This window comes from Psychrobacter sp. KFRI-CH2-11 (assembly GCF_038239325.1).
Lineage (GTDB): Bacteria > Pseudomonadota > Gammaproteobacteria > Pseudomonadales > Moraxellaceae > Psychrobacter > Psychrobacter celer.
Window position 1 is genome coordinate 2,715,673 of the sequence record NZ_CP151283.1, and the last position, 24,402, is coordinate 2,740,074.

Genomic DNA, 24,402 nt, shown 5'->3' on the forward strand with positions numbered 1-24,402 from the left:
ACAAACATAGCAAGCCAGCTGTGTCACCAAGCCTCTCTTTGGCGACACAGCGAACAGTCTTTAGCCCTTAGCCTCTAATCTACTCTCAGACAAATAAAGGGCGACTTTAGCCTACCTATCTGCCCACACATTTAGCCATGTATGCCAGCCTGCTTGGGTCGGCGATGCCGCCTCATCATTGGGCGATGTGCTCGTGGGTGTTGCAAGATGCAAAGTGACTTTATAAGGGCAATCTTGATAGAGGCCGTCTTGCTCAGTATCTACTGCTGCATTTTTCTTATCAGCGGTCGCTTTGGGTAATACGGTGACCGACATCAGCTCATCTCGGCGAAACAAATGACAGTCAATCTTGCGCGCAGACGTACTCAGAGACGATAGCTGTTTGGCGTCGGCTTTGATACCGTCGATGGCGACGATCACATCATGGGCGGAGATACCCGCACGCGCCGCCGCACTACCGCGTAGGACTCGATTGACTTTGAGACCTGCTGGGGTGTCGCTACAGCGCATACCCCAAGGCACATGCTTGTCCGCCGTCTCCTTACTATTGACATGTAGCTTGACACCATTGGCACTCAGTAATGTCTGTATCGGCAACTCCTCAACGCCATTGACGTAGCGGCGCTCAAAATCCTGCCAGACATCAAGCGGCATAAACTGACTGATAACTGCGCCCATATCGGCACTGCTGATACCGATGCGCTTCTTGTCATTTTGCTTGGCCTGTCGATAGAATGCCTGTATCACATCAAACAAGCGATAGCGACCCTTGGTTTTCTCAAGCAAAGTCAAATCCAAGCAAAGCGCCACCAAGGCACCTTTATTATAATAGCTGATACCTGCGTTGCCTGTGTTTTCATCATTGCGATACAGCTTAATCCAAGCATCAAAGCTCGACTCAGCCACGCTCTGATATACGCGTCCTGGCGTCTGGTAGTAGCGATTGATTTGCTCAGCCAGCAGCTTCAGATAGCTGGCTTTATCGATGACACCTGATGATTGCAGCATAAAGTCGTCCACATAGGAGGTAAATCCTTCAAACACCCATAGCAAAGGCGTAAACGCCTCTTTTCGCAGATCAACCTCGAGCATCACGTCGGGACGCACCGTCTTGACCCACCATGCGTGGAAGTACTCATGACTACACAAGCCCAAGAAACGCTGATAATCGCTGCTGGGTATTTTTGGCTCATCGACACTTGGTAGGTCGCGGCGCGGGGTGATCAGGCTGGTAGAATTGATATGCTCAAGCCCGCCATAGTCCTGCCCACTAGCAAAGGTCATAAAGGTATAATCTGCAAAAGGCGCATCGCCTAGCCAGTCTACATAGCTCTGGCATATCTGAGTGATGTCCTGCTGCAACCTGCCCATATTGCTGCTGTGCTTGCCTGACAGATAAAAACGGTGACGCAGTGTCTGATGCGCGCTGTCTTGAATAATAAAGTCAAACCTATCTTGCTCGGCAATCTCAAACGGATAGTCAATCAAGTCATGATAGCTGGGCACTTGTAGCGCAAAGCACAGCTGCCCCTCTAGCTGCAGCTCTGTGTAGTCCACGCCTATCGCCAGACAAACACGCGCCTCATCTTTATCTGCCAAAAACGTTGCAGGAACGATGAGACTGACTTGCAGCTTTTGCTGCTCTTGTCCTTCAACAGCCAATGCAAGCGAGGTAAAATTGCCATACAGTCGCTGCTGATCGACGTAGGCGGTGCGCACCGACAGATCATAACAGTAGACCTCATAATGAACGCTGACGCTCTGTCCTGCCTTTATCTGCGGGAGCTGCCATGTGTGCTTGTCTATTTTTTGACCACGATAAAGCTGTGACAACGTATCACGAGCTGTATCCTGCTCATCTAGCGCCTGATAATGGACAGCGGTGATATTGCGAGCAAACTCGCGCATCAAGTAGCTGCCTGGTATCCACGCAGGTAGCCAAAGCTGCGGCGCATCGGTACTGGCGGTAAAGCTCAGCGTCACATCCACCAAATGCTCAGCAAAACGGGCAAAATCAAAACGATAACGAATATCGATGTCTGCTGTACTCTGTACGTTGGCATCATAGTTGGCTGGCTGCTCATTGGCCTTTGAGGTAATCTGTGTCATTTTCTTGTCTCATTTTTATGGTTATCATTATGGTAGAAGCCCGACAGACAAAACGCAACTGATAAGCGTTTTATACTGGAGCGTTCAGGCATATGACGAGTCCATCCGTTTATATTTCAAAAAAAATAGCTATTTAACGTGATTAATTGGCATTTTTTCTGTTTTTTGCCTTGAAAGTTATCAAAGCCATCTCAATTAAAGATGCTAACTGCTAAAGTTACTTTTACAAACCGAAATAAACTGATGATAATTGACTAATGACGTGGCTATTTGGCTGGCTGATTGGCTTTTTTAGGTTTATTGCAACCGTATTTAATTTTTTACATCGATATATTTAGGATATTTTATGACTACTATCGCAAAAGACACCGCCGTCACATTCAATTACACGCTAAAAGACGACGAAGGCAACATCCTTGACCAGTCACCAGAAGGTCAACCACTTGCCTATCTACATGGTCACAGCAATATCATCCCAGGTCTAGAAAAACAACTAGAAGGCAAATCTGCTGGCGAAAAAGTAAACGCTGTCGTAGAGCCTGCTGATGGCTACGGTGAGTACCAAGAGCAAGCGGTACAGCAAGTGCCACGTGAAAACTTCCAAGGTGTCGACGATATCCAGCCAGGTATGCAGTTCCAGTCAGAAGCGGGCGGCCAAGTGATGCTCGTGACCGTCACAGCGGTAAACGACAAAGAAATCACTGTCGATGCCAACCATCCATTGGCTGGTAAGCGTTTGACGTTTGATGTTGAAATTCAAGAAGTGCGCGCTGCTACTGAAGACGAGCTAAACCACGGCCATGTACATGGCGCTGGTGGCGTTCAGCACTAATCGCTACTTGCATTTGGTAAGCAGTAAAAGGTCTGGTGGCTATAAGATAAATCAGCCAACTGGCCAACAGGGTCGACTCAATTGAGTCGGCTTTTTTTATGCCTGCTGTTTTGTGCCTGCTCGTTTATACGATGCTTTTGTGGAAGCAGCGTTTTTAGCAGCTGACCGAACCATGCTAGCACAAGCGTCATTGAGAGCGGCGCAATGGTTTATCAATAAATCGCCATCCTTTAGACGTAACAAAGCCGCATAACGACAAGCATTATGCGGCTTTTATCACTAACCATCCATGTTAATGTTATCAAATACCTAATCCCGGGGTATCTCATAACTGACAGGCATCCAGCCTTATCATCCCTAATCAGCAAACCACCTATCCCTGATGCGACCTTTAAGATACCAATCCCTAGTATCCATGAACCGTTCCGTTCAATCGTGCCGTACAGTTATAATCGCAGATTGCCCTATCGTTAGTAAGAGGTCGAAACGTCAATCGGTGTAAGCATATGCTTACATACTATTGTTGTTTCGATAGCACCCATCATTTCTCTAGCGCCTCTTTAGGGCTCAGCAGCTGCTTTGGTTCTGCGCTTAACATGATATAGGCAGCTTCATTGATAAAGACTTCGTCCTCTGGCAGCTCTGGGCGCTCATTGGCTTTCATCTGACTGCGCTCTTCAAACTTTGCATCCATCGCCGCTTGATAGGTATTCCAATCACTGTAAGGCTTTTCGCCCGTTGCAATCAGACGCTTGTTTTCTGCCTCAAGCGAGCGTTTTTCGATCAGCTGCATCTTGGCGCGGCGGCTATTGATATCTAAGCGAATGGGTTTTTTCTCATCTTCTATATCACGGATATCATTGAGCGTTGAGAGATAGACGAACTGCGGGTTTTGCTGTTGGCGAATCTTGGATTGTTGATTGAGTGTCGCCAAGGTATCGCTGCTAAACTTGCCCTCAGGCTTGTACGGCGCTGTTTTGATGGTGTCCCAAGGCAAGGCTTTTTTCTGCGCGCGCTCTCCAAAGGTCGCATCATCATAGATATTGACCAGCTCGATATCTGGGACGACACCTTTGTTTTGCGTACTGCCGCCCGTCACACGATAAAACTTACGCTGGGTCAAGGTCGCTGTCCCAAGCGCTAGACTATCGAGCTGGATTTGAGCAGAGCCTTTACCGGTGGTCGTACTACCAACGACCAGTCCGCGTCCGTAGTCTTGGATAGCGGCAGCAAAGATTTCGCTGGCCGAGGCAGATGCTAAGTTGGTCAGTACTACCATTTTGCCATCATACAGCTGCTCGCCGCCATCGTTGTCGCGGTAGACTTGGATGTTGCCACGGTTGTCACGAATCTGCACGAGCGGCCCGCTCTTGATAAAAAAGCCCAGCATCTTGGCCACTTCATCCAAAGAGCCGCCAGGGTTGTTGCGCAAATCCACCACAAGCCCATCGATATTTTCTTTATTAAGGGCTTTTAGCGCCTTTTCGGTATCGATGCTGACGCTGCGATAGTCTTCGCCATTGCGCCGTGCGCGGTAATTGAGATAAAAACTTGGTATCTCAAGCACACCGATACGTTTGGCCGTTTTGTCAATATTAGGACGCTGTACTTCGACGACGCGCTGCTTGACGCCCGACTCTTCTTGTTGAATGATATCGCGCACCACCGTCACGGTGCGAGCACTTGAGTCTGGCGTATTGGGCTGGCGTAGTTTGAGAGTCACTGAGGTACCGCGCTTACCGCGAATCAAACTGACAATCTCTCGCGTCGACCAGCCGACCACATCGGTCATGTTTTTGCCGTCTTTGGCGATACCGACGATCAAATCATTGGGTTTTATCTGGCCAGTTTTGGCTGCAGGGCCACCATCGACTAGCGTGACAATACGCGTATAGTCTGGGTTTTTGCGATCTGGGCGAATCGATACACCGATGCCTTCTAGTTGCAAGCTTGACTGAATTTGCAGCTCAGTCGCTTGGATAGGCGCATAATAGTTGCTGTGTGGGTCATAGGTCAGCATCGCTGTATTTAAAATCGTCTCCATGACTTCATCGTCTTTGAGACGTTTAAACTGCTCTTGCTGACGTGTGAGACGTTTGAGTAATATCTCACTTGGTGTGCGTTTGTCATCACGGACGAGGTCTTGACCACGCGTGATATCGGGGTTGTTTAAAAACACCTGCTCTTTGGCTTTTTCGTCCTCTTGCCCCAAGGTGATGCTGATCAGCTGAAATTTTAGCTGGCGCGTCCAGTAGTCACGTTGCTCTTTTTTGGTCTTAAAATGCCCAAGATTTTCACGGTCTAAAACGATGGTCTCATCACCCGTCAAATCAATATCGGTCTTGAGCATTTTACTTGCCATGGCGAAGTACTCACTTGAGCGCTTGCGATAACGCTCAAATATCTCTACCCCCGCCGACAAATCTCCGCGCTTGAGGCGTGCGCCAAACTCGTCGGCGTATTTTTTCTTAAACTCATCGACATCAGATTGCAAAAACAAGGTGTGATTGGGGTCTAGGCTATCGATATACATCGATAAAATCTCGCTACCCATGTTGCTATCGAGTGGCTGATTGAGATAATGACTACGATCTAGCAAGGCGGCGACTTGGCGCGTGGTGACTTTTTGTTCAGGCGTCGGTACAAAGCCTTCGGTGCTGGTCTCTGCCACAGCGGTGCTATAGCTTTGGGTTAAAATAATACCGGCGATGCCCACTGACACTGCACTGAGTAACCACTGTGCTGGTTGTTTTTTCATCATATATACCTAGTTTTTTAAGTGAGTAATAATATCGTTATTGTAAAAATCCAGAAGGCTTTGCTCTGCTGCTATCTTGATACCCTCTCTGTTATTACAATCATTGGTATCGCAGATTGTAGTGATTGTAATAGCTGACTACCTATACGGCATTCTATACAGAAGTGACCAGATAGCATTAAAATATCGTGAAAAATCAATCAATATTATCACGAGCCTCCATATAAAACTGTCTTAAACTGTATAAACAATCTTACACGCTACGCCGCTCTGTACCAAACTTTCTGTCATATTTATCGCAGTCCATCTTTGCGCTGCTAGCGCTTTTTGTACATCGACGAGATCACTCATTAAACCCCATAAGCCCATCAATTTAAAGCCATTTATCTGGCGCATTATACGCCGTGCCTAATAACTGTCATAATAAGGCCATCTACACAATATACTAAGGCGTGTCTGTAACGAGCCTAAGGAACTTAAACGATGGGGCTTAAACGGTACAGTCTTCACAAGCACCGTCACCCACCTTAGTACTCCTTATTGTCAATTTTATTAAATAACAGTAACAGTCGCATTTTAAGATAACCACTTATCAAGTAATAACCAAAAAGGATAACGCAATGTATGGCGTTTTAATGATTGATATCGATAGTACTGCCCTGACCGCTGAAGATGTCAGTTTAATCAAACAAGCACAAGTCGGCGGTGTGATTTTGTTTGCCCGCAACGTCGCTGACGCCGCGCAAGTGCGCCAGCTGTGTGATGACATACGCTACCACAATCCTGATATCTTGATCGGCGTCGATCAAGAAGGTGGGCGCGTGGCACGACTACGCAACGGCTTTAGCCCTTTGCCAGCGATGGGCAAGCTGGGTGAGCGGTTTGAGCAAGATCCAGCTCAGGCGCTAAGCCTCGCTTATGACTGCGGTTATCTGATGGCGGCAGAGGTGCTGGCCGTGGGGATTGATTTGAGCTTTGCACCTGTGCTTGATAGAGGCGGTATCAGCCAAGTCATCGGCGATCGCAGCTTTCATCAAGAGCCGCAAGCCATCATTGCCTTGGCCTCTCAGTTTATGCGCGGCATGAAAACCGCTGGCATGGCGACCACAGGCAAACATTTCCCTGGGCACGGTGCCATCGCACCTGACTCACACGTGGCAGAAGCGATTGATAATCGCAGCTTGGATGAGATCATCAATAGTGACATGCAGCCCTTTGCCCAAACCCTACCATGGCTCGATGCGCTGATGCCCGCCCATGTGATTTTTTCGCAAGTGGATCATAAACCTGCAGGGTTTTCAAAGATTTGGCTACAAGACATCATCCGTGAGCAATTAGAGTTTGATGGTGTGCTGTTTTCAGATGATTTGTCGATGGCAGGTGCGCAGGCGGCAGGCGATGTCAGTGCGCGGGTAAAAGCGGCCATCAACGCAGGCTGCGATATTGCTTTGGTCTGTAATGACCGTATCGCGGCTCATGAAGCCGCCCAAGCAGCGCAAGAGCTGCCCTATCCTAACCAAAACCGTATCAAATCTATGTCCGGCAAGATACCAGCATGGCAAGGCAATCTTGAGTCAACTTGTCAGCAGTTTGACTACTGGCAGCAAGCCAAGCAAAACGTGACGCAGGCGTTTTTTGCAGCGGCCGAGACACCTGCTAATCATTCTGCTAGTGAGTCAATAGACCCCACCGCTTATAAATAAGCGCTGCTCGTTTTTATCGCCATTTTTAAAGTGAGGGCACGCCCTAGATTCAATACTTTGTTTTTGATCATTACATTTGTGATAAATAAAAACCGCTTCTTAGGGCGTGTCCCTAATCTGGAAAAGCAAGTATAAAGCCTTTAAAATAAAGAGACTATTTACCACATGGCTCTCTAAATTATGGCAAGAACAGTGCTCAATGATAATACATGGGAACAACTCCAAAGTACCATGAAAGCTCATGGCTGTCATACTTGGAAAAACGACAGACAAGTTATGGAAGCCATATTGTGGAAACTTCGTACAGGAGCCCCATGGCGTGATATACCGAGTGAGCTATGTCCATGGAAAACCGCCTATAATCGATTTAACAGGTTGTCAAAAAAAGGCTTATGGGAGCAATTTTTTTTGACCTACGAGCAAGTATTGATGAAGAATGGGTATTCGCAGACGGAAGCTACATCCGCTGTCATCAGCATTCAAGCGGCGCCAGACGAGGAGAGCTTCGAGCCACTGGAAAATCTCGAGGTGGAACAACCACCAAGATACATCTCGCCGTCGACTCGCATGGAAACCCGATTGATTTTAAAATCACTGGGGGTGACGTCCACGACAGCCAAGCGGTAGATGACATCATAGAGATGTTAACGGATGCGACCTACTTCATTGCTGATAAAGCTTATGATTCTGAAACCATTAGAAACAGGCTAAAGCAAGACAACATAAGCCCTGTCATCCCTAAAAGAAGAAATGCTAAACAACCAGATGTAGCGTTTGATCATTATTTATATAAGCTACGACACTTAGTTGAAAACACGTTTGCAAGGCTAAAGCAGTTCCGTAGTATTGCGACTCGATACGAGAAATTGGCTCGTAATTATAAGTCTATGCTGTATCTAGCTTGTACTATGATTCATTGCAAACTGAATTAGGGACACGCCCTAATAAGAAGCGGTTTTTTTGAGCGTAGCTGTTATTTGAGCGTAGCTGATATTAGTTTGCTGGATCGATAGCGCTACCTTGAGTGACATCATCACCATCTGGCAATACGTCATCGTTGTTACTATCTAGCGGGTTTAAATCCGGATCAAGCGCATCGTTACTGATTACCATGCCTTCATTTGCTACATTAATCTCATCGTTTACGACAAACTCGATGCGGCGATTGCGGAAACGGCCTTGTTCAGTTGAGTTATCGGCGATTGGCTCTGATTCACCCATACCTTTGGTGGACAGTTTGCTGGCATCGACCCCTTGGGCGACCAAATACTCTTTGACAGCATCGGCGCGCTCTTGTGACAACTCGATATTGTAGTCGTCAGACGCTTGGCTATCTGTATGGCCGATAATCATCAGCTCCATATCTGGTACTTCATTGATGATTTTAGCCGCACGATCTAGTAGCGCTTTGTTGGCATCAGGGATGATTGCTTTGTCTAATTCAAAATTAATCACTTGTATGCTCAAGGCGCGCGCCACATCACGAGGGTCTGGATTGTCACCCAAGTTGGTCATAGCGACATCAGCAGCCGTTAGACTGTCGTCAATCTCGCCTTGTAAGTCCAGTGGGCCTTCCGCTTGGACAGTCATGGCAGGCGCAGCCGCTTGTAAATCGGTCACTAGCTGTTGTAACGCCGCTTCGTCTGGGGCGTTGACGGTGATGGTGTCACCTTTGATGATCATACTGGCGTTTGGCACGTTTTTGACGATGGGCAAAATAGAAGCAAGCTGAGCGGCGGCTGGCATATCGGTGGCAAAGTTATCATCGACGTCTGCGCGGCATTTATTGGCTTCATCGCCAAATGCGGCAGTCAGTGCGTTCATCACTTTGCTTTGTAGGGTTTCGTCACCGGCATTCATACGGCAGGCATACAGCTCATTGTTTTCGCCTGTCGCGATACGCAGTGAGGCAGGCTCTACATCTGCGGCAACTGCCACTTGCTCATCGCCTGCTGCTTGTTGCTCACTGGCAACTGGTGTGGCAACAGGTTCAGGGTTTTCTTGACAGCCTCTAAGTAGCGCCCATGCCAGCGCTCCCAAAATGATCAAACCAATAATCGGTAGCAGCGCTTTCATAAAGCTGCCTTTTTCTTCTTCGGTATGCTGCAATGGTGCGGTGCTGGTGGTATCAGAGATACGAGTACCCGCAGCTGGGGTAGCCGCCAACATGCCAGCTGGCAAGACCGTACTTGCCCATGCAGGAATATGATGCTGATAACTGGCCAAATTATCATTTAAGAACTGCGGCACAGGTGTGGTGCCGGCTAAACTTTTGATTTCATGAAATGCGAGCGGTGCTGCCATCGCAATCAGACCGCGAGCGGCGGTAGCATCGACATTGTGCTTGCCCGCCAGCTCACGCGAGATTTGATCGCGGTGAGCGCCTTCTGTCCAGATGCGGTCATAAAACCCTTGATCATCACGGGCGATGTTTTCATTTGCAAAGCGTCCATAAGTATCATGATCAGCAAGACGCGCGGCAAAGATAGCATAAAACTGCTCAAGCAAGCTTTCTTTGGCTGGGCTGTGATCATCTCCTAGTACTGCAGGGCTGACGGTCCGTGTTAGATGACTGATAATATTCATTGGATAATTCCTCCGTTAATACGTATTTATGTAATTACACTCTTCACAATGCTTTTTTTAACAATACTTTACAGGTTCACCGCTTTGTAGGTTCAACTCATACATTCAACTTTTGTTATTATAAAAGTATTAAGTATCCGTTCACAATCAACAGGTTGTTGTGCAAATGCTACGTTAAGTAATGTTTCAGTTGAGACACGTAACTATCCCACCCTGCGACCCGCCCAAATGCGACTGTCCGACAAAAGCTTAGAAAAAGACTTAAAGGAAAACACAGAGATAACTGTTTAGTAAAACGAGCCATCTGTAGCGATCACATCGCTACCTCACTTGTGCTGGCTCGGCGACGATCACACTATTTGCCATCTCATCTACCTCTGATAGCGAAATAGGGCCTGACGGCCTAGTTTGGCTGTTATTAGACGTATTGTTATTAGACGTATTGTTATTAGACGTATTGTTATTAGACGTATTGTTATTAGACGTATTGTTATTAGACGGTATATTGTTAGTCGGTATATTACTGTGCAAGTTATTAGAGGCAGTGTTGGGCGTATCGGCAGGTATACTGGCATTATTGTTGGGCGCAGGCATGACGCTATCGCCTGTTTCATCGTCTGTCGCCTGATATTCGCCAGCACCAGTAGCATTATTGGGGTATTGGTCATTGGGATATGCATCATTGCTCAGACTATCAGCATCATCCAATTCGCTGGTCGCGGCGTTCGAGGCATCAGGTAAAGGGATGGGCGCGGTACTATCGATGACCATGGCTGGCACCAAAGCCCGCATCTCACTGAGCAAGCGCTGTAGTAGCATGGCATCTGGCGCTTCTAGCGTAAGTCGATCGTTTTGTAGATGCAAGCGGGCAAAGGGCGTGGACCTCAGCATCGTCAACACATTGGGCAATAGCTCTGCTGGTAGGTTGGCAATACTGTTGGCAACCCCTTGTTGTACGGTAAACTGACAGATCGCTGCCTGCTCGCCAAAGCTTGATCTGAGCGCTTGCTGTAAGGTGTTTTGTAGTGCTGTATCACCGACAATCGCGCTACAAGTGTATAAACTACCACTATCGTCCACACCTACGATAAGCTCAACAGGCGTCGGCGCGGCTACTGGTTCAGGCGCAGGCGGCACGGCCACAGGCTCGGTGACAACAGGCTCGGCTGGCGGCGCGCTATTGGGTTTTAGGACAAACGCCCATAAAGCAAGGCCAAGCGCAGCCACTGCCAACAACAACAAAAACACCCGAACCAACAAGTCGCGGCGCAGGTTACGGCTGCGTACTCTTTCTTGCTTTAGACTGATGTTTTCGGCCAGATGATGCGCCGCTGGACTGGCGTGTATAGCGCTACCTGCTTTATCAAAATGCCCTTCAGAACTATGTGTACCATAGGCACGTGCATCAGAGTCATCGGTATCGTTTGGGTTAATAGGCGCATTGGTAGCCGTCTCAGAATCCGTTAAGCCGCCGCTGGCTGCTGCGGTGATGATAGGTGCTGACCATATCGGTAAATATTGGCGCAGCGCTGACGTCTGCTGCTGTAGAAATGCGGGCAAAAACTGACCATTTGCCAAGATCATAAGCTCCCGATAGACCAGCGGCGCGGCATTTGTCAGTAGCTGTTTGGTCGCAGTTTCATCAATATGATGATCGGCCGCCAGCGCTTGTATCATCTCTTGCTGTACGGCAGAGTCTGGCCATAGCTGCACAAAAAACGGACGCTCTACAGCCGCCTCTGTACTGATTACCTCATCGCTACGCAATAGCTCAGAGTATATATCTGGCTGCGCCAAACGGGCAGCCAAAACCGCATAGAACTGCTCAAGCAAACTGATATAAGCCACGCTTTGGTGACTCGCTTGCTCACCTAAGACAGCTGGGGTCACGGTTTGCTCTAGTTGATCGATGATGCTCATAGATGACTGCCTCTATCGGCCATTGATGGAAATTTACAAAATGACAAGTTTGTATTTTATTATGACTAGGGTTGACGCTATTGAAAAGCAGTATCGGTAAAGAAAAAGTACTGGCTGTATGCTTTCAATAACAGCGCCAGTGTAGCAAAATCACATCGACATTGATGACCTATCATGCCAGCTCAAACTCATGCCAGCTCAAACGCTACCTAAGTCAGGTTTGACTGCTATCAATCATTGCATGGCTACATTATTCACCAGAAAAGCATAAAAACGCAGCGTTTTGTCACATAATAGGTTTTGGCATTGGCTCAACTACTGTTAGTATTATGACTTATAGTATTATGGCTTACCTCGGTGCTCGATCAGCGATAATTTGGTTCACTATAAAATATAACACCACTAGCGCATGGCTGGGATAAATATGGCTTATGCTGAGATTACCTAGACTTAAGTTACGTAAAGATAAAGTGAGATAGCTTCAGCAGACACAGCCGATAAGTAAAATGTATCTCTCTAAGAGCGCATTTTTAGCGTATTGACTTTTAAGCAGACTATCGCTAAAAAATCAATTTATCATAAACCCTTGGTTATGAAGTGAGGGCGTGTCCTCATTTTAAAAATGGTGATAAAAATGAGATAAATCGCCGTCAAACAAGGAAAATAGCGCAGGTAATATCGAGATATTAGTCAGCTATTTGACACCGTTTGGCCAGATTTAGCCATTTTTAGCCCATTTAGATGGCTATCGATTGAATTGAGGACACGCCCTAGTAACGATCGTCAGTTTTTATGCAGCCGTAACGCTTAGGCTTTGAACGTTGTCATTTCTCGCATTGTCATACATCAGGCGCGGCCTAAGGATTTTTCTTTGTTAAACCATACCACTCTTATCATTATTATTACGGTTATCATCAGCTTGTTGGCATGGCAAAACAAACGCTTGTTTAACCGTTTTATTTTTTATCCGCCAGCGGTAAATAACGGACAGTGGGATCGTTTTGTGACGCATGGTTTTATTCATGCCGACAGCATGCATCTATTGTTTAATATGTTTACGCTGTATTTTTTTGGTCGCGCCATCGAAGGGCTGTACCAGCCGTTTTTGTTTGGCTATGGGTTTGTGGTGTTTTATGTGCTTGCCATTGTTATCGCTATGGTGCCAAGCTATCTAAAAAACAAAAACAATGCCAGCTATCTGAGTCTTGGCGCGTCAGGCGGGGTTTCAGCAGTGCTGTTTGCCTTTATCTTGCTGGCACCGTGGGAAAGCCTTTACTTATTTGCCATTGTTCCGATTCCGGCGATTTTGTTTGCAGTAGCGTACGTGGCTTATAGTATTTATGCAGATAGGCGCGGCGGCTCAAATATCAATCATATGGCGCATATGTGGGGCGGCGCGTTTGGGGTGGTGGCCACGATTGTTTTAGAGCCGCGTGTCTTGCCGCACTTTATCAACGCGCTGCTGTCGCCAGGTTTTTAGAGCCGCTATGGCTATGGCTATGGCTATGGCTATGGCTATGGCTATGGCTGATAATGGCCGATAGACGATCATCTCATTGATGGTTTGACTTTTTATGTATTGCGTTTTTATAAGCGCATAACTTCTCCTTTATGTTGTTTTATTATGATTATAGATGTTATTGGTGATATTCACGGCTACGCGGACAAGCTTGTCGGTTTGCTTAAACAGTTGGGTTATGTCCATAATGGTCAATACTTTGTGCCGCCAGAGGGTCATCGAGCGCTGTTTATTGGCGATTTGATGGATCGTGGGCCACAGCAAGTGGCGACGTTGGAGATTGTGTTTGCCATGCTAGATGCTGATGTCGCCGATGCGGTGATGGGCAATCATGAGTATAACGCGCTGGCTTTTGCCACACCCGACCCAGACGCGCCTGGCGAGTATCTGCGCTCGCACGATACGGTGCATACCCGTCAACACGAGGCGTTTTTGGCAGAGGTGCCTTTTGGCTCGGCGGCGCATCAGTACTGGCTTAAGCGTTTTTATGAGATTCCGTTGTGGCTCGAGACTGACTATGCCTGTTTTGTCCATGCTTGCTGGGATGTAGATAGCATGGCTGTGCTAAAGCCGTTGCTCACCGCAGATAATTGTTTGACGCCGCATGCGCTTGAGGTGACCTCGCGTGAGTTTAGCACAGCCTTTGATGCGCTAGAGCGGGTGCTAAAAGGTGTGGAGACACCTTTGCCAGACGGCTTAGTGATGGTCGATAAAGAAGGCACGGAGCGCAAGCGGGTACGAGTACGCTGGTGGCTGGATGCGTTGAACCAGCGCACGCTGTATGAAGTTGCTCGCGCGCCCGCCTCGGCATTGGCGCAGATTCCTCAAGACGTCTTGGCTGATAATATCGATTTTGCCTTAAAAACCCACAAACCTGTGTTTGTCGGGCATTATTGGCTGACAGGTACGCCTGAGCCGCTCAGCGCGCAAGTCGCTTGTACAGATTATTCTGCCGCCGTAGACAGCGGCTATCTGACGTGCTATCAGCTTGATACGACCAAACCACTACCACTCACAGCAGATAACTTTGTACAGTATCGTCACGATCAGCACTAAGACTGCGTATGATGAGCGCTACCTGCTGGCGCTTCTGTGATGCCTGAGGGGACAAAAACGCGATAATATAGCGAAACCTCAATCTTGGCTTTACGAATGCGGCAAAACTTTTGTATGATGGTCTTTTTGAGGATATCGCATCATGAGCACCCAATCAGCTACGACTCAACCTAATCCTATCGCCTCTCCTGCTGGCCAGCCAAAAGTCGGCATCATTATGGGCTCACAATCTGATTGGGCCACCATGAGCGCCGCCGCCCAGCTACTAGCCGACTTCGATATTGCCTTTGATTGCGAAGTGGTCTCAGCGCACCGTACGCCTGATAGATTGTTTGACTACGCCAAGTGTGCAAAAGACAATGGCCTACAAGTGATTATCGCGGGTGCTGGCGGGGCAGCACATCTGCCTGGTATGTGTGCCAGCCAAACGCCGCTCCCTGTCTTTGGTGTACCGGTCAAGTCCTCCATGCTCAGCGGCTGGGACAGCCTACTCTCTATCGTACAGATGCCAAAAGGCGTGGCGGTCGGCACTCTCGCTATTGGGACGGCAGGCGCATATAACGCCGCTCTGCTGGCGATTCAAGTATTGGCATTACATGACGAGGCGGTGGCCAATAAGCTCGATACGCTGCGTCAGACACAAACCGATACCATCCTTGCCAGCCCAACCCCAGGTATCATTAATCAATCTGCCTAGCGATTTATGGTATCTGGGCTGATGGTTAATTATACGAAACAACCATGCAAAAACATGCAAAGCCAAGCGATCACTCATCTTAGCGCGTCTAGCGATTGTTTAAAATGTGCGTTTAGCATGCGGGTTCACCCAAGAATAAGGTGCAGACATTGCGCCTTTTCCTATTTTAATACGCTCGTTTTCATCCATTATTTATTCAAAGAGTTACTATCATGACCACAGCCAATGCTTATCCTGTTACTCAAACTATCCGTACCATCGGTATCTTAGGTGGTGGTCAGCTGGGCATGATGCTCGCCCAAGCTGCGCTACCGCTCGGCTATCAATGCGTGTTTTTAGAGGACAATGCTGACTGCCCAGCCAGCCTTTATGGCACAGTATTTTCAAGCGCGCAGCTCGATGACTTTATCGCAGCGGCCGATGTCTTTACCTTAGAGTTTGAAAACACACCAACTGCCACGGTCGAAAAACTGGCCAGCCTCTCAAAATCAGGCAACAAGCAAGGTATGTTTCCGCCGCCAGTGGCCTTAGATATCGCTCAAGACCGCTTAAAAGAAAAGCGGATGTTTAACAATTTAGCAATCGCCACGGTGCCTTTTCAAGAAGTCAGCTCTGAGGCTCAGTTAAAGCAAGCCTGCGATGAATTAGGGCTGCCCATCGTTCTAAAAACTAGCCGCGGCGGTTATGACGGCAAAGGCCAGTATGTCATCAAACAAGACAGCGATATCACCAAAGCTTGGCAAGACCTCAAAGACGCGGTCAGCGGTAAAGGCAGTCTAACGCCTACCCCAGCGCCGCTGATTGCCGAAGGTTTTATCAACTTTAGCCGCGAGGTGTCTATCATTGCGGCGCGCGCCCAAGACGGTAGTGTGCGCTGTTATGATTTGGTCGAAAACCACCATCATCACGGTATTTTGGCCAAGACCCAAGCGCCTGCTGTCGGCACCAGCCACATCTTTAGCCAAGCCAAAGAAGCCATCACCACGATCATGAACCACTTAGGTTATGTAGGCGTGATGGCGCTTGAGCTGTTTGTCACCAAAGATGCGCGCGGTCATGACTATCTGCTGGCCAATGAGATTGCGCCGCGTGTACACAACTCTGGGCATTGGAGCATCGAAGGGGCGATTACCAGTCAATTTGAAAACCATATCCGCGCGGTGGTCGATTTGCCATTAGGCGATACTGATAACGTCCATCCAGCGATTATGGTCAATGTGCTGGGTCAATACCCTAACATCAGCGACGTACTGGCTATCGATGGTGCCCATTATCACAGCTACCACAAGGCTGAGCGCGACGATCGTAAAATCGCTCATATCACCTTGATGCCCAATGACGTCACTGATTTAGAGCCATCGATGGCCAAGCTGGTCGCCATCTTGCCCAACAAAGTCGGTTTGGATAAAGAGTACGCTGCCATCCAAAAGCCTCAAGAGCCGGCCAGTCCACAAACGAATAGCACTGCCCAAAATACCAAATTGCTCGATAGCAAGGTCGCTAACACCGCTGTAACCCAAGCTACAGAGGGCCAAGTGGACAGTGAGGCGAAGGCACAGCCCACACAGGCCAAAACCACACAGGCCAAAAAATAATGCAGATTTGGGTAGATGCAGATTCGGTACCATCCATTGCCAAAGACTTGATTATCAAGACTGCTGAGCGCACGCAAACGGCGGCGATATTCGTCGCCAATCAGCCGATTAAACTGCGCCGCTCACCCCTGCTTACCATGACGGTGGTACCATCGGGGTTTGATAAAGCCGATGATTATATCGTTGAGCAAATACAGGCAGGCGATCTGGCCATCACCAGCGACATTCCTTTGGCCAATGATATTTTAGACAAAGGCGCGTTGGTCCTTACCACGCGCGGCGTCATTTATAATAAAGAAAATATCAAGCAAAAGCTGAACATGCGTGACTTTATGGATACCATGCGCGGCACTGGCGTCCTAGAGCCACAAGAGATGAGCGGACAAAAGCCTTATGGCGAGCGTGACAAAAAGGCCTTTGCCGATGGTCTAAATAAGCTAGTGCGCTAATCTCCCGCGTATTTTTGCCACTCTTGCAAACCCTATACACTCTATAACCAAACACTATGCAAACGGCACGCTTCATAACGAAGTGTGCCGTTTATTATTGTTAGCCTATATACAGTTTTTAAGATGTACGTTTTCAGACACGCTTTGATAAGACGATGACATTGGCAACATGCAGTATCGTTTAAAACACCGCACTATCAAATGTTCAATGATAAAAACGAGAACGTCATCGTAATTTATATATATAACAATAGGAATGCATATGAAAATTTTAGTGATTGGAGCAAGTGGCCGTGTGGGTACAGATTTGGTCGAGCAACTATTGGCAGACGACCATCAGGTCATCGGTACCACGCGTCAGGATAAAAAACTGTTTGATAACGACAATTACCGTCAGCTAGACTTAGATATCACCGCCGAAAAAGACGCCATCGCCGAGCAAATAGAGCAAGATATCGATGCGGTCTATTTTGTCGCAGGCTCAGGCGGCAAAGACGTTTTAGAAGTGGACTTACATGGCGCCGTAAAAACCATGCAAGCGGTAGAAGACAAAGGCATCAAACGCTATATCATGCTAAGCACGGTGTTTTCGTTAGACACCAGCAAGTGGGACACTCCTGGCATAGCTGATCTAAAAGAATACTATATCTGTAAGCATTACGCCGATCAGTGGCTGGTCAACGACAGCAAGCTTGACTATACCATCGTACAAGCAGGGGCTCTAAAGGAGCGTGCAGGTACTGGCAAAATCACCATCAACGATGACAATGCAGGCGAAAATGCGATTGCAGATGTGGCGGCGACCTTGACTGCGGTACTGGACGCAAACAATACCATCAAAAAAGTCTTTAGTCTGCATAATGGTGAAACCGCCATCAACGAAGCCATCGCCACGTTGTAGTAGATTAACGACAGTTACAGCTAAAAAAGACAAAAGCGAGTCAACCTTTTTGCTTGACTCGCTTTTTTATGGTGGTCTCTTAAAAGACTTAACGCAGAACGCTTATAGCACAGTTACGCCAAACCACTAGGAAAGGCAATCACTTCCTCCAAGCTGCGCGCCCCTGTTGTCACCATCAATAACCGATCGATACCAACCGCGATGCCGCTACAAGGCATCAACGCATCAGAGGCTGCCAATAGATGCTCATCGATTGGCATGGCTGGCAGGTCATGCTGCTGACGCCGCTCATTGTCCTGCTCAAAACGCTGGCGTAACGCTGGCCCATCTGCCAGCTCATCATACGCATTGGCAATCTCGATGCCATTGATATACAGCTCAAAACGCTTGGCAACGGTATTACCCTCTTTATCCACCGCTGTTTTTGCCAGTGCTGCCGTCGCTGGTGGATATTCAATAATCAGCGTCGGCAGATCATGACCTAAGTTTGGCTCGACGATGTGGCTAAACAGCAAGTCAAGCCAGCTTTGGCGGATGCTATCCTCGCTCTGACCGGTGTCGTTTTTTTCGGCCCCATTGATGCCCGCATTAAAATCAAACCCCATCAACCCTTTATCTTCTGCAACTGCTTGTAGCGTCGCAAGGCTGGCGGTCAGCGGATGAATCCCGACAAAATCCATAAAAGCATCGACATAACGATAGTGACTTAGCACCACTGAATGACCATATAGCGCTTCTAATAACGCCCCCAGCTCGGCGGCCATATCCTCAAGACTATAATGGGGCTGATACCACTCTAGCATGGTAAATTCAATATTATGCCGCGCTCCTATCTCATTGTCTCGAAACACAGGACAGATCTGATAAATCGGCACTTGCCAGCTGGCGAGTAAACGCTTCATAGCAAACTCAGGCGAGGTATGTAGATAGTAGGTGCGCGGTTTGTCTTGATAGGTGACCGCCGCAGCGACCGACTGCAAAAAAGTATCGGTATTGCCCGCTTGCGACAGTAGCGGCGTCTGCACCTCTAGTACGTGACGCGCTGCAAAAAACTGCCGCACCTTACTCATAAAATGCGCGCGCTGCTGTGCCATGGCAAGCGTCATGGTCGGCGCATAACTGGGCTGGGAGCAAGCGTTTGGGCTTGATGTGACTGATGCTTTGGAACTCATGATGATGTACTACAACTTTTATAAAAACCTATGGAAAATACGCCTAAAACTGCCACTCGCGGCGCAAATGATAGTCACGGCGAAGCTGATCAAAAGCCGCGGCCTTTACCTGACCCTCAGCGAGCGTGGCTCGCAGCGCTTTATCATCTTGCATGATGTCATAAAACTTAACCAGCCTATCAGGGTGCGCCTTTAGCTCAGACCACAAAAACATATTGAGCGGTAGCAGCTGATGCATCGACTGCGCAGGGCTGATTGAGAGTTTTTCACAGAGCGCATCATAGATCATTTGAGTGCCGCGCAGCTTACCTTCCAAGGTGTAGCCAGCGATATGTGGGGTGGCAATCGCCAGTTTGCTGAGCAGTGCTTCCTCAATTTGCGGCTCATGCTCAAAGACATCGAGCACCACTTGCCGACCGGTACGCTCAATATCCGCCTGCAAAGCAGCAGCATCGATGACGGGCCCGCGAGCACTGTTGATCAATAAGGTACTGGCTGGCATCGCATCCAGAGCGTTTTTGTCGATTAAATGCCGCGTTGGATACTCACTGACATGACTACTATGATGGGCACTGCCCGCCGCACTGGTCGCATTTGCTTTGTCGGTCAAGGGCACATGCAGGCTGACCACATCGCTTTTTTCGATGACTTGCGCAAAGCTGGCATTATTGAGGCTTGAGGCTGGTAGTAGTGGATCATAGCCGAGCACTTGCCAGCCCAAACTACTGGCATATTGCGCCAAGGTACTACCGATATTGCCCAGCCCAATGATGCCCAATGTGGGCGGCGTCGATGATCGCTGCCAGTACTCAGGCCGCAAGGTCAAAATAGCGCTCAGCACATACTGCGCCACAGAGTGCTTGCTACAGCCTGCCGCATTGGCAAAGTGAATACGACTCGCCGCTAAGTAATCTTGATCGACATGATCGGTGCCAATCGTCGCCGAACCGACAAACCTCACACTGTCGTTGTCTTTCAATAAATCTGCGTTGACGTGGGTTACTGAGCGTATCAGTAAGACATTGGGCTGCGTATCCGCCAATAGCTGCGCATCGATATCGCGCCCTGCCACCTTGATCATACGCACGCGCCGTCCTGTCGCCCCACTGAGCGTGTCATTATTAAAAAACTCAGACAAGCTGGCGATATTGCTATCGGCCACGATGGTAAGATCTGTTGCCGCATTTGGTTTATTTTCCATTGCCACATCCGCGCTCTTATTTAACATGGTCGTGTACCTCTATTCTGATTTAGTCACAGTTGGCAACGTCTGAGTCTCAGACAGTACCACGTCTTGCTGAGCAAATATCTCATTTTTATGCTGAGATATCCACTCACGCCACACGGCCAGACCGATGGCTAGTACCACAGGCCCGATAAACAGACCGACAAAGCCAAACGCTGTTAGCCCGCCCAATACCCCGATAAATATAATGATAAAAGGAATCTTGGTGGCACCGCTGATGACGATAGGCCGAATCAAATTGTCCACCCAGCTAATGACAAATATCCCCCACAGTGCCAGACCGATACCTTCTACTGTATGGCCTTGGCTTAGCAGCCAGACCGACACCCCGCCCCACACAAACGGCGTCCCAAACGGAATCAAGGCAATAATAAAGGTAACGATGGTCAACAAAATAGGACTGGGCGCGCCTGAGAAATAATAGCCAATACCCGCAAGCAAAGCCTGCGCCAGCGCGGTCAGCCCGATGCCATAGACCACCGCTCGCGTCGTCGTGCCGACCGAATCAATATAGCCATCGATGCGATTGCCAATGATATTGCGCAGGGCTTGGCGTATTTGCCGTACCAAACTGGTGCCATCTCGGTAAAAAAAGAACAGCGTCATCAATGCCATACCCAGCTTGGCAAGTCCACTAAACACCACATCAAAGGCGACTTTGCCATAGTATAAGTGCGACTGCACCCACATCCGAAACGCTTCTAGCGTGCCCTCTGGGTTTTTATTGATGCGCCACAAGATATCTTTGACCTGCTGACCGATAACTGGCAAGTCCTTGATAGACTCTGGCACATCCAGATAGCCCACCTTGATACGATAGATCAAGTTGCTGATAAGGCTCAACGCTTCTTGTTGTAAAATAAAAACCCCAATGACCAGCGGTATACCGATGATAAGTGAGATACTCACGGTCATAATCGCCGCGCTAAAATCCGGACTGAGCTTTACTTTTTCATAAAAAAAACTATAAATAGGAAACGTCACATACGCCAAAATCGCCGCCCACAAAGCCGGCACAATAAAAAACTGTACCACCTGAAAGCACAGTACAAATAACGCAACCAATAAGGTAACGGCCAGCAGGCGCTGAATAATAAATTCTTTTGTCCAGTTTTCAATCATAGCGTATAAACCAAGGGCTGACAGCAAAGACCATCACAGCTTTGCTGACAAGTTTATAAATGGGTGATGAATATCCGTCTATAGATCATGTCCATAAGTCGTATTCACAAGCGAGGGTTTGTCCAACATTCATACCGATAACACCATCACGATAGCAGTAGTAATCCCTATGATACCGTAACACATTTAGCGGCCATTCTTTTTATAAAAACACGCCAAAAACAAAGCGATTATCACCCCCTCATTATGCAACAAAATATCCCAAATAAATAACGCTATGTTGTAATCTTTACTTACAACTTTCTCTATACAATCTTACCGAGCTATGAGCACAATAACCACACTGCATCATAGGGTTTTGGTCGATAAAAACCATCACCGACAGCAGCGCGCTTCTGCCCATTTGTAGCAGATATCTCATCAGGTAATTCACCGGCGCGTTCTATTTGTCACGGTAATTGATGTTATACTAAAGCGATTATTTTACGCTTTTTGGGCGCATCAATGGCAATCCACCATAAAAGAAAGACCGTTATAAAGCCGCTGTCACATGGACATCGCCATTTTGATATCAAATCAAGAGGTTAGCGTCGTGTTATCGATGACGCTAATTTGAGAGATTAGCAGGATATTGGCGCACGTATCAGGTGCCGCTTTACGCCTTCTCTCAAAGCGAAAGTTTCATCTAGGCGCTGTATGATTTAATAATCAAGCGGTCTATACCAGTGCTGTATAACCGCATTATTTTGCATAAATGTTGTTTGAATGAATGTTGGATTTTTAGACCCACACTGCCTGACCACATTTTAAATACTATAACGATAGGAAAAATAACAATGTCAAAAGACACTGATAATCCCAATCTAAACCCCTCGAGCGAGGCCAGTTATACTAGCAAGCCGCCAGAGACCGTTACTTTTGCACTGGCGCAGTCACACTTTTTGGTCGGTGATATCACTGCCAACGCCGAAAAAATGCGTACCTTAGCGCTGCAAGCACGTGAGCAAGGCGCCGACGTTATCGTCTTTCCAGAGCTGGCCTTATTGGGTTACCCACCACAAGACCTATTGCTGCGCCCAAGCTTGTCAGGCCGCGTCAAAAGCGCGCTATCTACCCTAAGCGATATCGACGACATCGTTATGATTGTCGGCTATCCGCACGTCGATCATCACGGTACCTTCAACTCAGCGGCCATCTTACATAATGGTCATCAAAAAGGCTTTTATCATAAGCAAATTTTGCCAAACTATGGCGTGTTTGATGAGCGCCGCTACTTTGATAAAGGCCGCAATCAAGTGCTGTTTGACTATAAAGGTATCACCATCGGTCTGCTGATCTGTGAAGACTTGTGGGAAAAAGGCCCAGTCGCTGAGCTAAAAAAACAAGGCGCTGATATGATCGTCAGCCTAAACGCCTCACCGTTTGAGATCGAAAAACAAGAAAACCGCAAGACCATGCTGGCCAAGCGCAGCCGCGAAAACGACTTACCTATTATCTATATCAATGCCGTGGGCGGACAAGATGACTTGGTGTTTGATGGCGGCTCGATGGTGATACAAGCAGATGGCAGCGTCGCCCACGAAGCGCCGCGTTTTATGAGCCAATTACTGCTGGCCACTTTAGATGTCAAAACAGCCAAGTTCGACAGCCAAACCAAAGCGCCACTGAGCTTGAGCCGCGAGTCGGAGATGTATCAAGCATTGGTAGTGGGGCTACGTGATTATGTCAATCTTTCTGGATTTTCAGGTGTCATCGTCGGCCTGTCAGGCGGTATCGACTCTGCCTTGACGCTTTGTATCGCGGTCGACGCGCTGGGCGCAGATAAAGTCTATGCAGTGATGATGCCGTACGAATATACCTCACAGATCAGCTTAGAGGACGCGCAAGCACAAGCGCGCCGCTTAAACGTTTCTTATACTGTCTGCCCAATCTTTGATGCAGTGGAAGGTATCCGTCATACGCTAGCGCCACTGTTTAACAAATCGCCTGCTGATACCACCGAAGAAAACATCCAAGCGCGCGCGCGCGGTGTGGTGCTGATGGCACTGTCCAACAAGTTTGGTCATCTCGTCATCACCACTGGCAACAAGTCAGAACTGGCCGTTGGTTACTCAACATTATATGGCGACATGGCAGGCGGTTTTGATGTACTAAAAGACGTCTATAAATCACAAGTATATAAGCTGGCAAGCTACCGTAACCGCCTAGAGGACACGCCTGTGATTCCAGAGCGTGTCATCACACGTCCGCCGTCCGCTGAGCTGCGTCCTGACCAAAAAGACCAAGACAGCCTGCCTGATTATGATGTATTGGACAGCATCTTGATGTCGTATATCGATGAAGACATGGGCTATCAAGAAATCGTCGATAAAGGGTTTGAGGCAGCTATGGTGGCCAAGGTCATCAAGATGGTGGACAACAGCGAATACAAACGCTGTCAGGCTCCTATCGGCACCAAAATCAGCCACAAAGCCTTTGGCCGTGAGCGCCGCTATCCACTGGTCAATAAGTGGTCAATCAAAGGCTAAACGCTCAGCGCTTGCGCCTTTAGCATCTAAGCCTTTACCAACTGATACCAACTTAGATGCAAGAGCAGCGCTTAATACTACTTTACTGCCTTATGATTAGCTGGGTGCTTGCCCAGCTTTTTTGGTTTTTATACATAAGGATTCTATACCCATGCTGTTTTTCTTTTTATGCTAATCCTGCATTATTTTTAATGAATCTTACCTTTTTA

At 48.0% G+C, this 24,402-nt stretch carries 17 protein-coding genes; 10 read left to right on the plus strand and 7 right to left on the minus strand.

Annotated features, from left to right (window positions below; genetic code table 11):
• Window positions 1-111: 111 nt before the first annotated feature.
• Window positions 112-2,109 carry a M61 family metallopeptidase gene (locus AADH33_RS11245; RefSeq protein ID WP_348548931.1) on the minus strand — a complete coding sequence of 666 codons (1,998 nt, stop codon included), beginning with the start codon at window positions 2,107-2,109 and terminating at the stop codon, window positions 112-114.
• Between the two features lie 346 nt (window positions 2,110-2,455).
• Here AADH33_RS11245 and AADH33_RS11250 point away from each other — a divergent pair, with 346 nt between their 5' ends.
• Window positions 2,456-2,941 (plus strand): FKBP-type peptidyl-prolyl cis-trans isomerase, encoded by a 486-nt coding sequence (locus AADH33_RS11250; protein WP_207970292.1) that lies wholly within the window; start codon window positions 2,456-2,458, stop codon window positions 2,939-2,941.
• A 541-nt stretch (window positions 2,942-3,482) separates the two neighbouring features.
• Here the strand turns inward: AADH33_RS11250 and AADH33_RS11255 are convergent.
• Complete coding sequence (locus AADH33_RS11255; RefSeq protein ID WP_348549986.1) at window positions 3,483-5,699, minus strand: carboxy terminal-processing peptidase; 2,217 nt, start codon at window positions 5,697-5,699, stop codon at window positions 3,483-3,485.
• Between the two features lie 620 nt (window positions 5,700-6,319).
• On the opposite strand from AADH33_RS11255, the gene nagZ reads away from it, so the two are divergent.
• Both nagZ and AADH33_RS11265 read left to right on the plus strand, forming a co-directional pair.
• A complete protein-coding gene (nagZ, locus tag AADH33_RS11260; RefSeq protein WP_348548932.1) occupies window positions 6,320-7,402 on the plus strand; it encodes a beta-N-acetylhexosaminidase in 1,083 nt (360 codons plus the stop codon).
• Window positions 7,403-7,582: 180 nt separating this feature from the next.
• Window positions 7,583-8,334 (plus strand): IS5 family transposase gene (locus AADH33_RS11265; RefSeq protein ID WP_198411581.1). Its coding sequence is split into 2 segments (ribosomal slippage): window positions 7,583-7,811 and window positions 7,811-8,334, totalling 753 coding nucleotides; the frame shifts between segments, so codons are not numbered across the junction.
• Between the two features lie 61 nt (window positions 8,335-8,395).
• On the opposite strand, the gene AADH33_RS11270 is transcribed toward AADH33_RS11265, so the two are convergent.
• Together AADH33_RS11270 and AADH33_RS11275 are read right to left on the minus strand one after the other, a co-directional pair.
• Window positions 8,396-9,988, minus strand: coding sequence for an OmpA family protein (locus AADH33_RS11270; protein ID WP_348548933.1), 1,593 nt, complete (start codon window positions 9,986-9,988; stop codon window positions 8,396-8,398).
• Window positions 9,989-10,309: 321 nt separating this feature from the next.
• On the minus strand, window positions 10,310-11,908 hold the full coding sequence (locus tag AADH33_RS11275; RefSeq protein ID WP_348548934.1) for a hypothetical protein: 1,599 nt from the start codon (window positions 11,906-11,908) through the stop codon (window positions 10,310-10,312).
• An 871-nt stretch (window positions 11,909-12,779) separates the two neighbouring features.
• Here AADH33_RS11275 and AADH33_RS11280 point away from each other — a divergent pair.
• From AADH33_RS11280 to AADH33_RS11305, 6 genes are all read left to right on the plus strand, one after another.
• On the plus strand, window positions 12,780-13,388 hold the full coding sequence (locus AADH33_RS11280) for a rhomboid family intramembrane serine protease (RefSeq protein WP_075101761.1): 609 nt from the start codon (window positions 12,780-12,782) through the stop codon (window positions 13,386-13,388).
• Between the two features lie 144 nt (window positions 13,389-13,532).
• Window positions 13,533-14,483, plus strand: a complete 951-nt coding sequence (locus AADH33_RS11285) for a metallophosphoesterase (protein ID WP_100748853.1) — start codon at window positions 13,533-13,535, stop codon at window positions 14,481-14,483.
• Between the two features lie 142 nt (window positions 14,484-14,625).
• Window positions 14,626-15,180: a 5-(carboxyamino)imidazole ribonucleotide mutase gene (gene purE, locus AADH33_RS11290; protein WP_207970230.1), complete on the plus strand. Its 555-nt coding sequence runs from the start codon at window positions 14,626-14,628 to the stop codon at window positions 15,178-15,180.
• Between the two features lie 212 nt (window positions 15,181-15,392).
• Window positions 15,393-16,775 carry a 5-(carboxyamino)imidazole ribonucleotide synthase gene (locus tag AADH33_RS11295; protein ID WP_348548935.1) on the plus strand — a complete coding sequence of 461 codons (1,383 nt, stop codon included), beginning with the start codon at window positions 15,393-15,395 and terminating at the stop codon, window positions 16,773-16,775.
• Window positions 16,775-17,224, plus strand: a complete 450-nt coding sequence (locus AADH33_RS11300) for a YaiI/YqxD family protein (RefSeq protein ID WP_075101764.1) — start codon at window positions 16,775-16,777, stop codon at window positions 17,222-17,224. Before AADH33_RS11295 ends, AADH33_RS11300 begins: the two co-directional genes overlap by 1 nt.
• 262 nt (window positions 17,225-17,486) lie before the next feature.
• Complete coding sequence (locus AADH33_RS11305; protein WP_348548936.1) at window positions 17,487-18,125, plus strand: NAD(P)H-binding protein; 639 nt, start codon at window positions 17,487-17,489, stop codon at window positions 18,123-18,125.
• A gap of 113 nt (window positions 18,126-18,238) precedes the next feature.
• Here the strand turns inward: AADH33_RS11305 and epmA are convergent, their stop codons facing one another.
• From epmA to AADH33_RS11320, 3 genes are read right to left on the minus strand one after another with little or no spacing between them, the layout of a single operon-like run.
• A complete protein-coding gene (gene epmA, locus AADH33_RS11310; protein WP_348548937.1) occupies window positions 18,239-19,297 on the minus strand; it encodes an EF-P lysine aminoacylase EpmA in 1,059 nt (352 codons plus the stop codon).
• 43 nt (window positions 19,298-19,340) lie between these two features.
• On the minus strand, window positions 19,341-20,498 hold the full coding sequence (locus AADH33_RS11315) for a 4-phosphoerythronate dehydrogenase (protein ID WP_348549987.1): 1,158 nt from the start codon (window positions 20,496-20,498) through the stop codon (window positions 19,341-19,343).
• A gap of 39 nt (window positions 20,499-20,537) precedes the next feature.
• The gene (locus AADH33_RS11320; protein WP_207970234.1) at window positions 20,538-21,665 is read right to left on the minus strand and encodes an AI-2E family transporter; all 1,128 of its coding nucleotides are present in this window, start codon (window positions 21,663-21,665) and stop codon (window positions 20,538-20,540) included.
• Window positions 21,666-22,501: 836 nt separating this feature from the next.
• Here AADH33_RS11320 and AADH33_RS11325 point away from each other — a divergent pair.
• Window positions 22,502-24,193, plus strand: a complete 1,692-nt coding sequence (locus AADH33_RS11325) for an NAD+ synthase (RefSeq protein WP_348548938.1) — start codon at window positions 22,502-22,504, stop codon at window positions 24,191-24,193.
• Window positions 24,194-24,402 lie beyond the last annotated feature (209 nt).

Excerpts from the sequence above, each read along its gene's own strand:
- AADH33_RS11325 (WP_348548938.1), top strand. The coding sequence starts at position 22,502 with ATGTCAAAAGACACTGATAATCCCAATCTAAACCCCTCGAGCGAGGCC.
- nagZ (WP_348548932.1), top strand. The coding sequence starts at position 6,320 with ATGTATGGCGTTTTAATGATTGATATCGATAGTACTGCCCTGACCGCT.
- AADH33_RS11255 (WP_348549986.1), bottom strand. The coding sequence starts at position 5,699 with ATGAAAAAACAACCAGCACAGTGGTTACTCAGTGCAGTGTCAGTGGGC.
- AADH33_RS11295 (WP_348548935.1), top strand. The coding sequence starts at position 15,393 with ATGACCACAGCCAATGCTTATCCTGTTACTCAAACTATCCGTACCATC.
- AADH33_RS11300 (WP_075101764.1), top strand. The coding sequence starts at position 16,775 with ATGCAGATTTGGGTAGATGCAGATTCGGTACCATCCATTGCCAAAGAC.
- AADH33_RS11245 (WP_348548931.1), bottom strand. The coding sequence starts at position 2,109 with ATGACACAGATTACCTCAAAGGCCAATGAGCAGCCAGCCAACTATGAT.
- AADH33_RS11250 (WP_207970292.1), top strand. The coding sequence starts at position 2,456 with ATGACTACTATCGCAAAAGACACCGCCGTCACATTCAATTACACGCTA.
- AADH33_RS11305 (WP_348548936.1), top strand. The coding sequence starts at position 17,487 with ATGAAAATTTTAGTGATTGGAGCAAGTGGCCGTGTGGGTACAGATTTG.
- AADH33_RS11270 (WP_348548933.1), bottom strand. The coding sequence starts at position 9,988 with ATGAATATTATCAGTCATCTAACACGGACCGTCAGCCCTGCAGTACTA.
- purE (WP_207970230.1), top strand. The coding sequence starts at position 14,626 with ATGAGCACCCAATCAGCTACGACTCAACCTAATCCTATCGCCTCTCCT.
- AADH33_RS11315 (WP_348549987.1), bottom strand. The coding sequence starts at position 20,498 with ATGGAAAATAAACCAAATGCGGCAACAGATCTTACCATCGTGGCCGAT.
- AADH33_RS11275 (WP_348548934.1), bottom strand. The coding sequence starts at position 11,908 with ATGAGCATCATCGATCAACTAGAGCAAACCGTGACCCCAGCTGTCTTA.
- epmA (WP_348548937.1), bottom strand. The coding sequence starts at position 19,297 with ATGAGTTCCAAAGCATCAGTCACATCAAGCCCAAACGCTTGCTCCCAG.
- AADH33_RS11285 (WP_100748853.1), top strand. The coding sequence starts at position 13,533 with ATGATTATAGATGTTATTGGTGATATTCACGGCTACGCGGACAAGCTT.
- AADH33_RS11320 (WP_207970234.1), bottom strand. The coding sequence starts at position 21,665 with ATGATTGAAAACTGGACAAAAGAATTTATTATTCAGCGCCTGCTGGCC.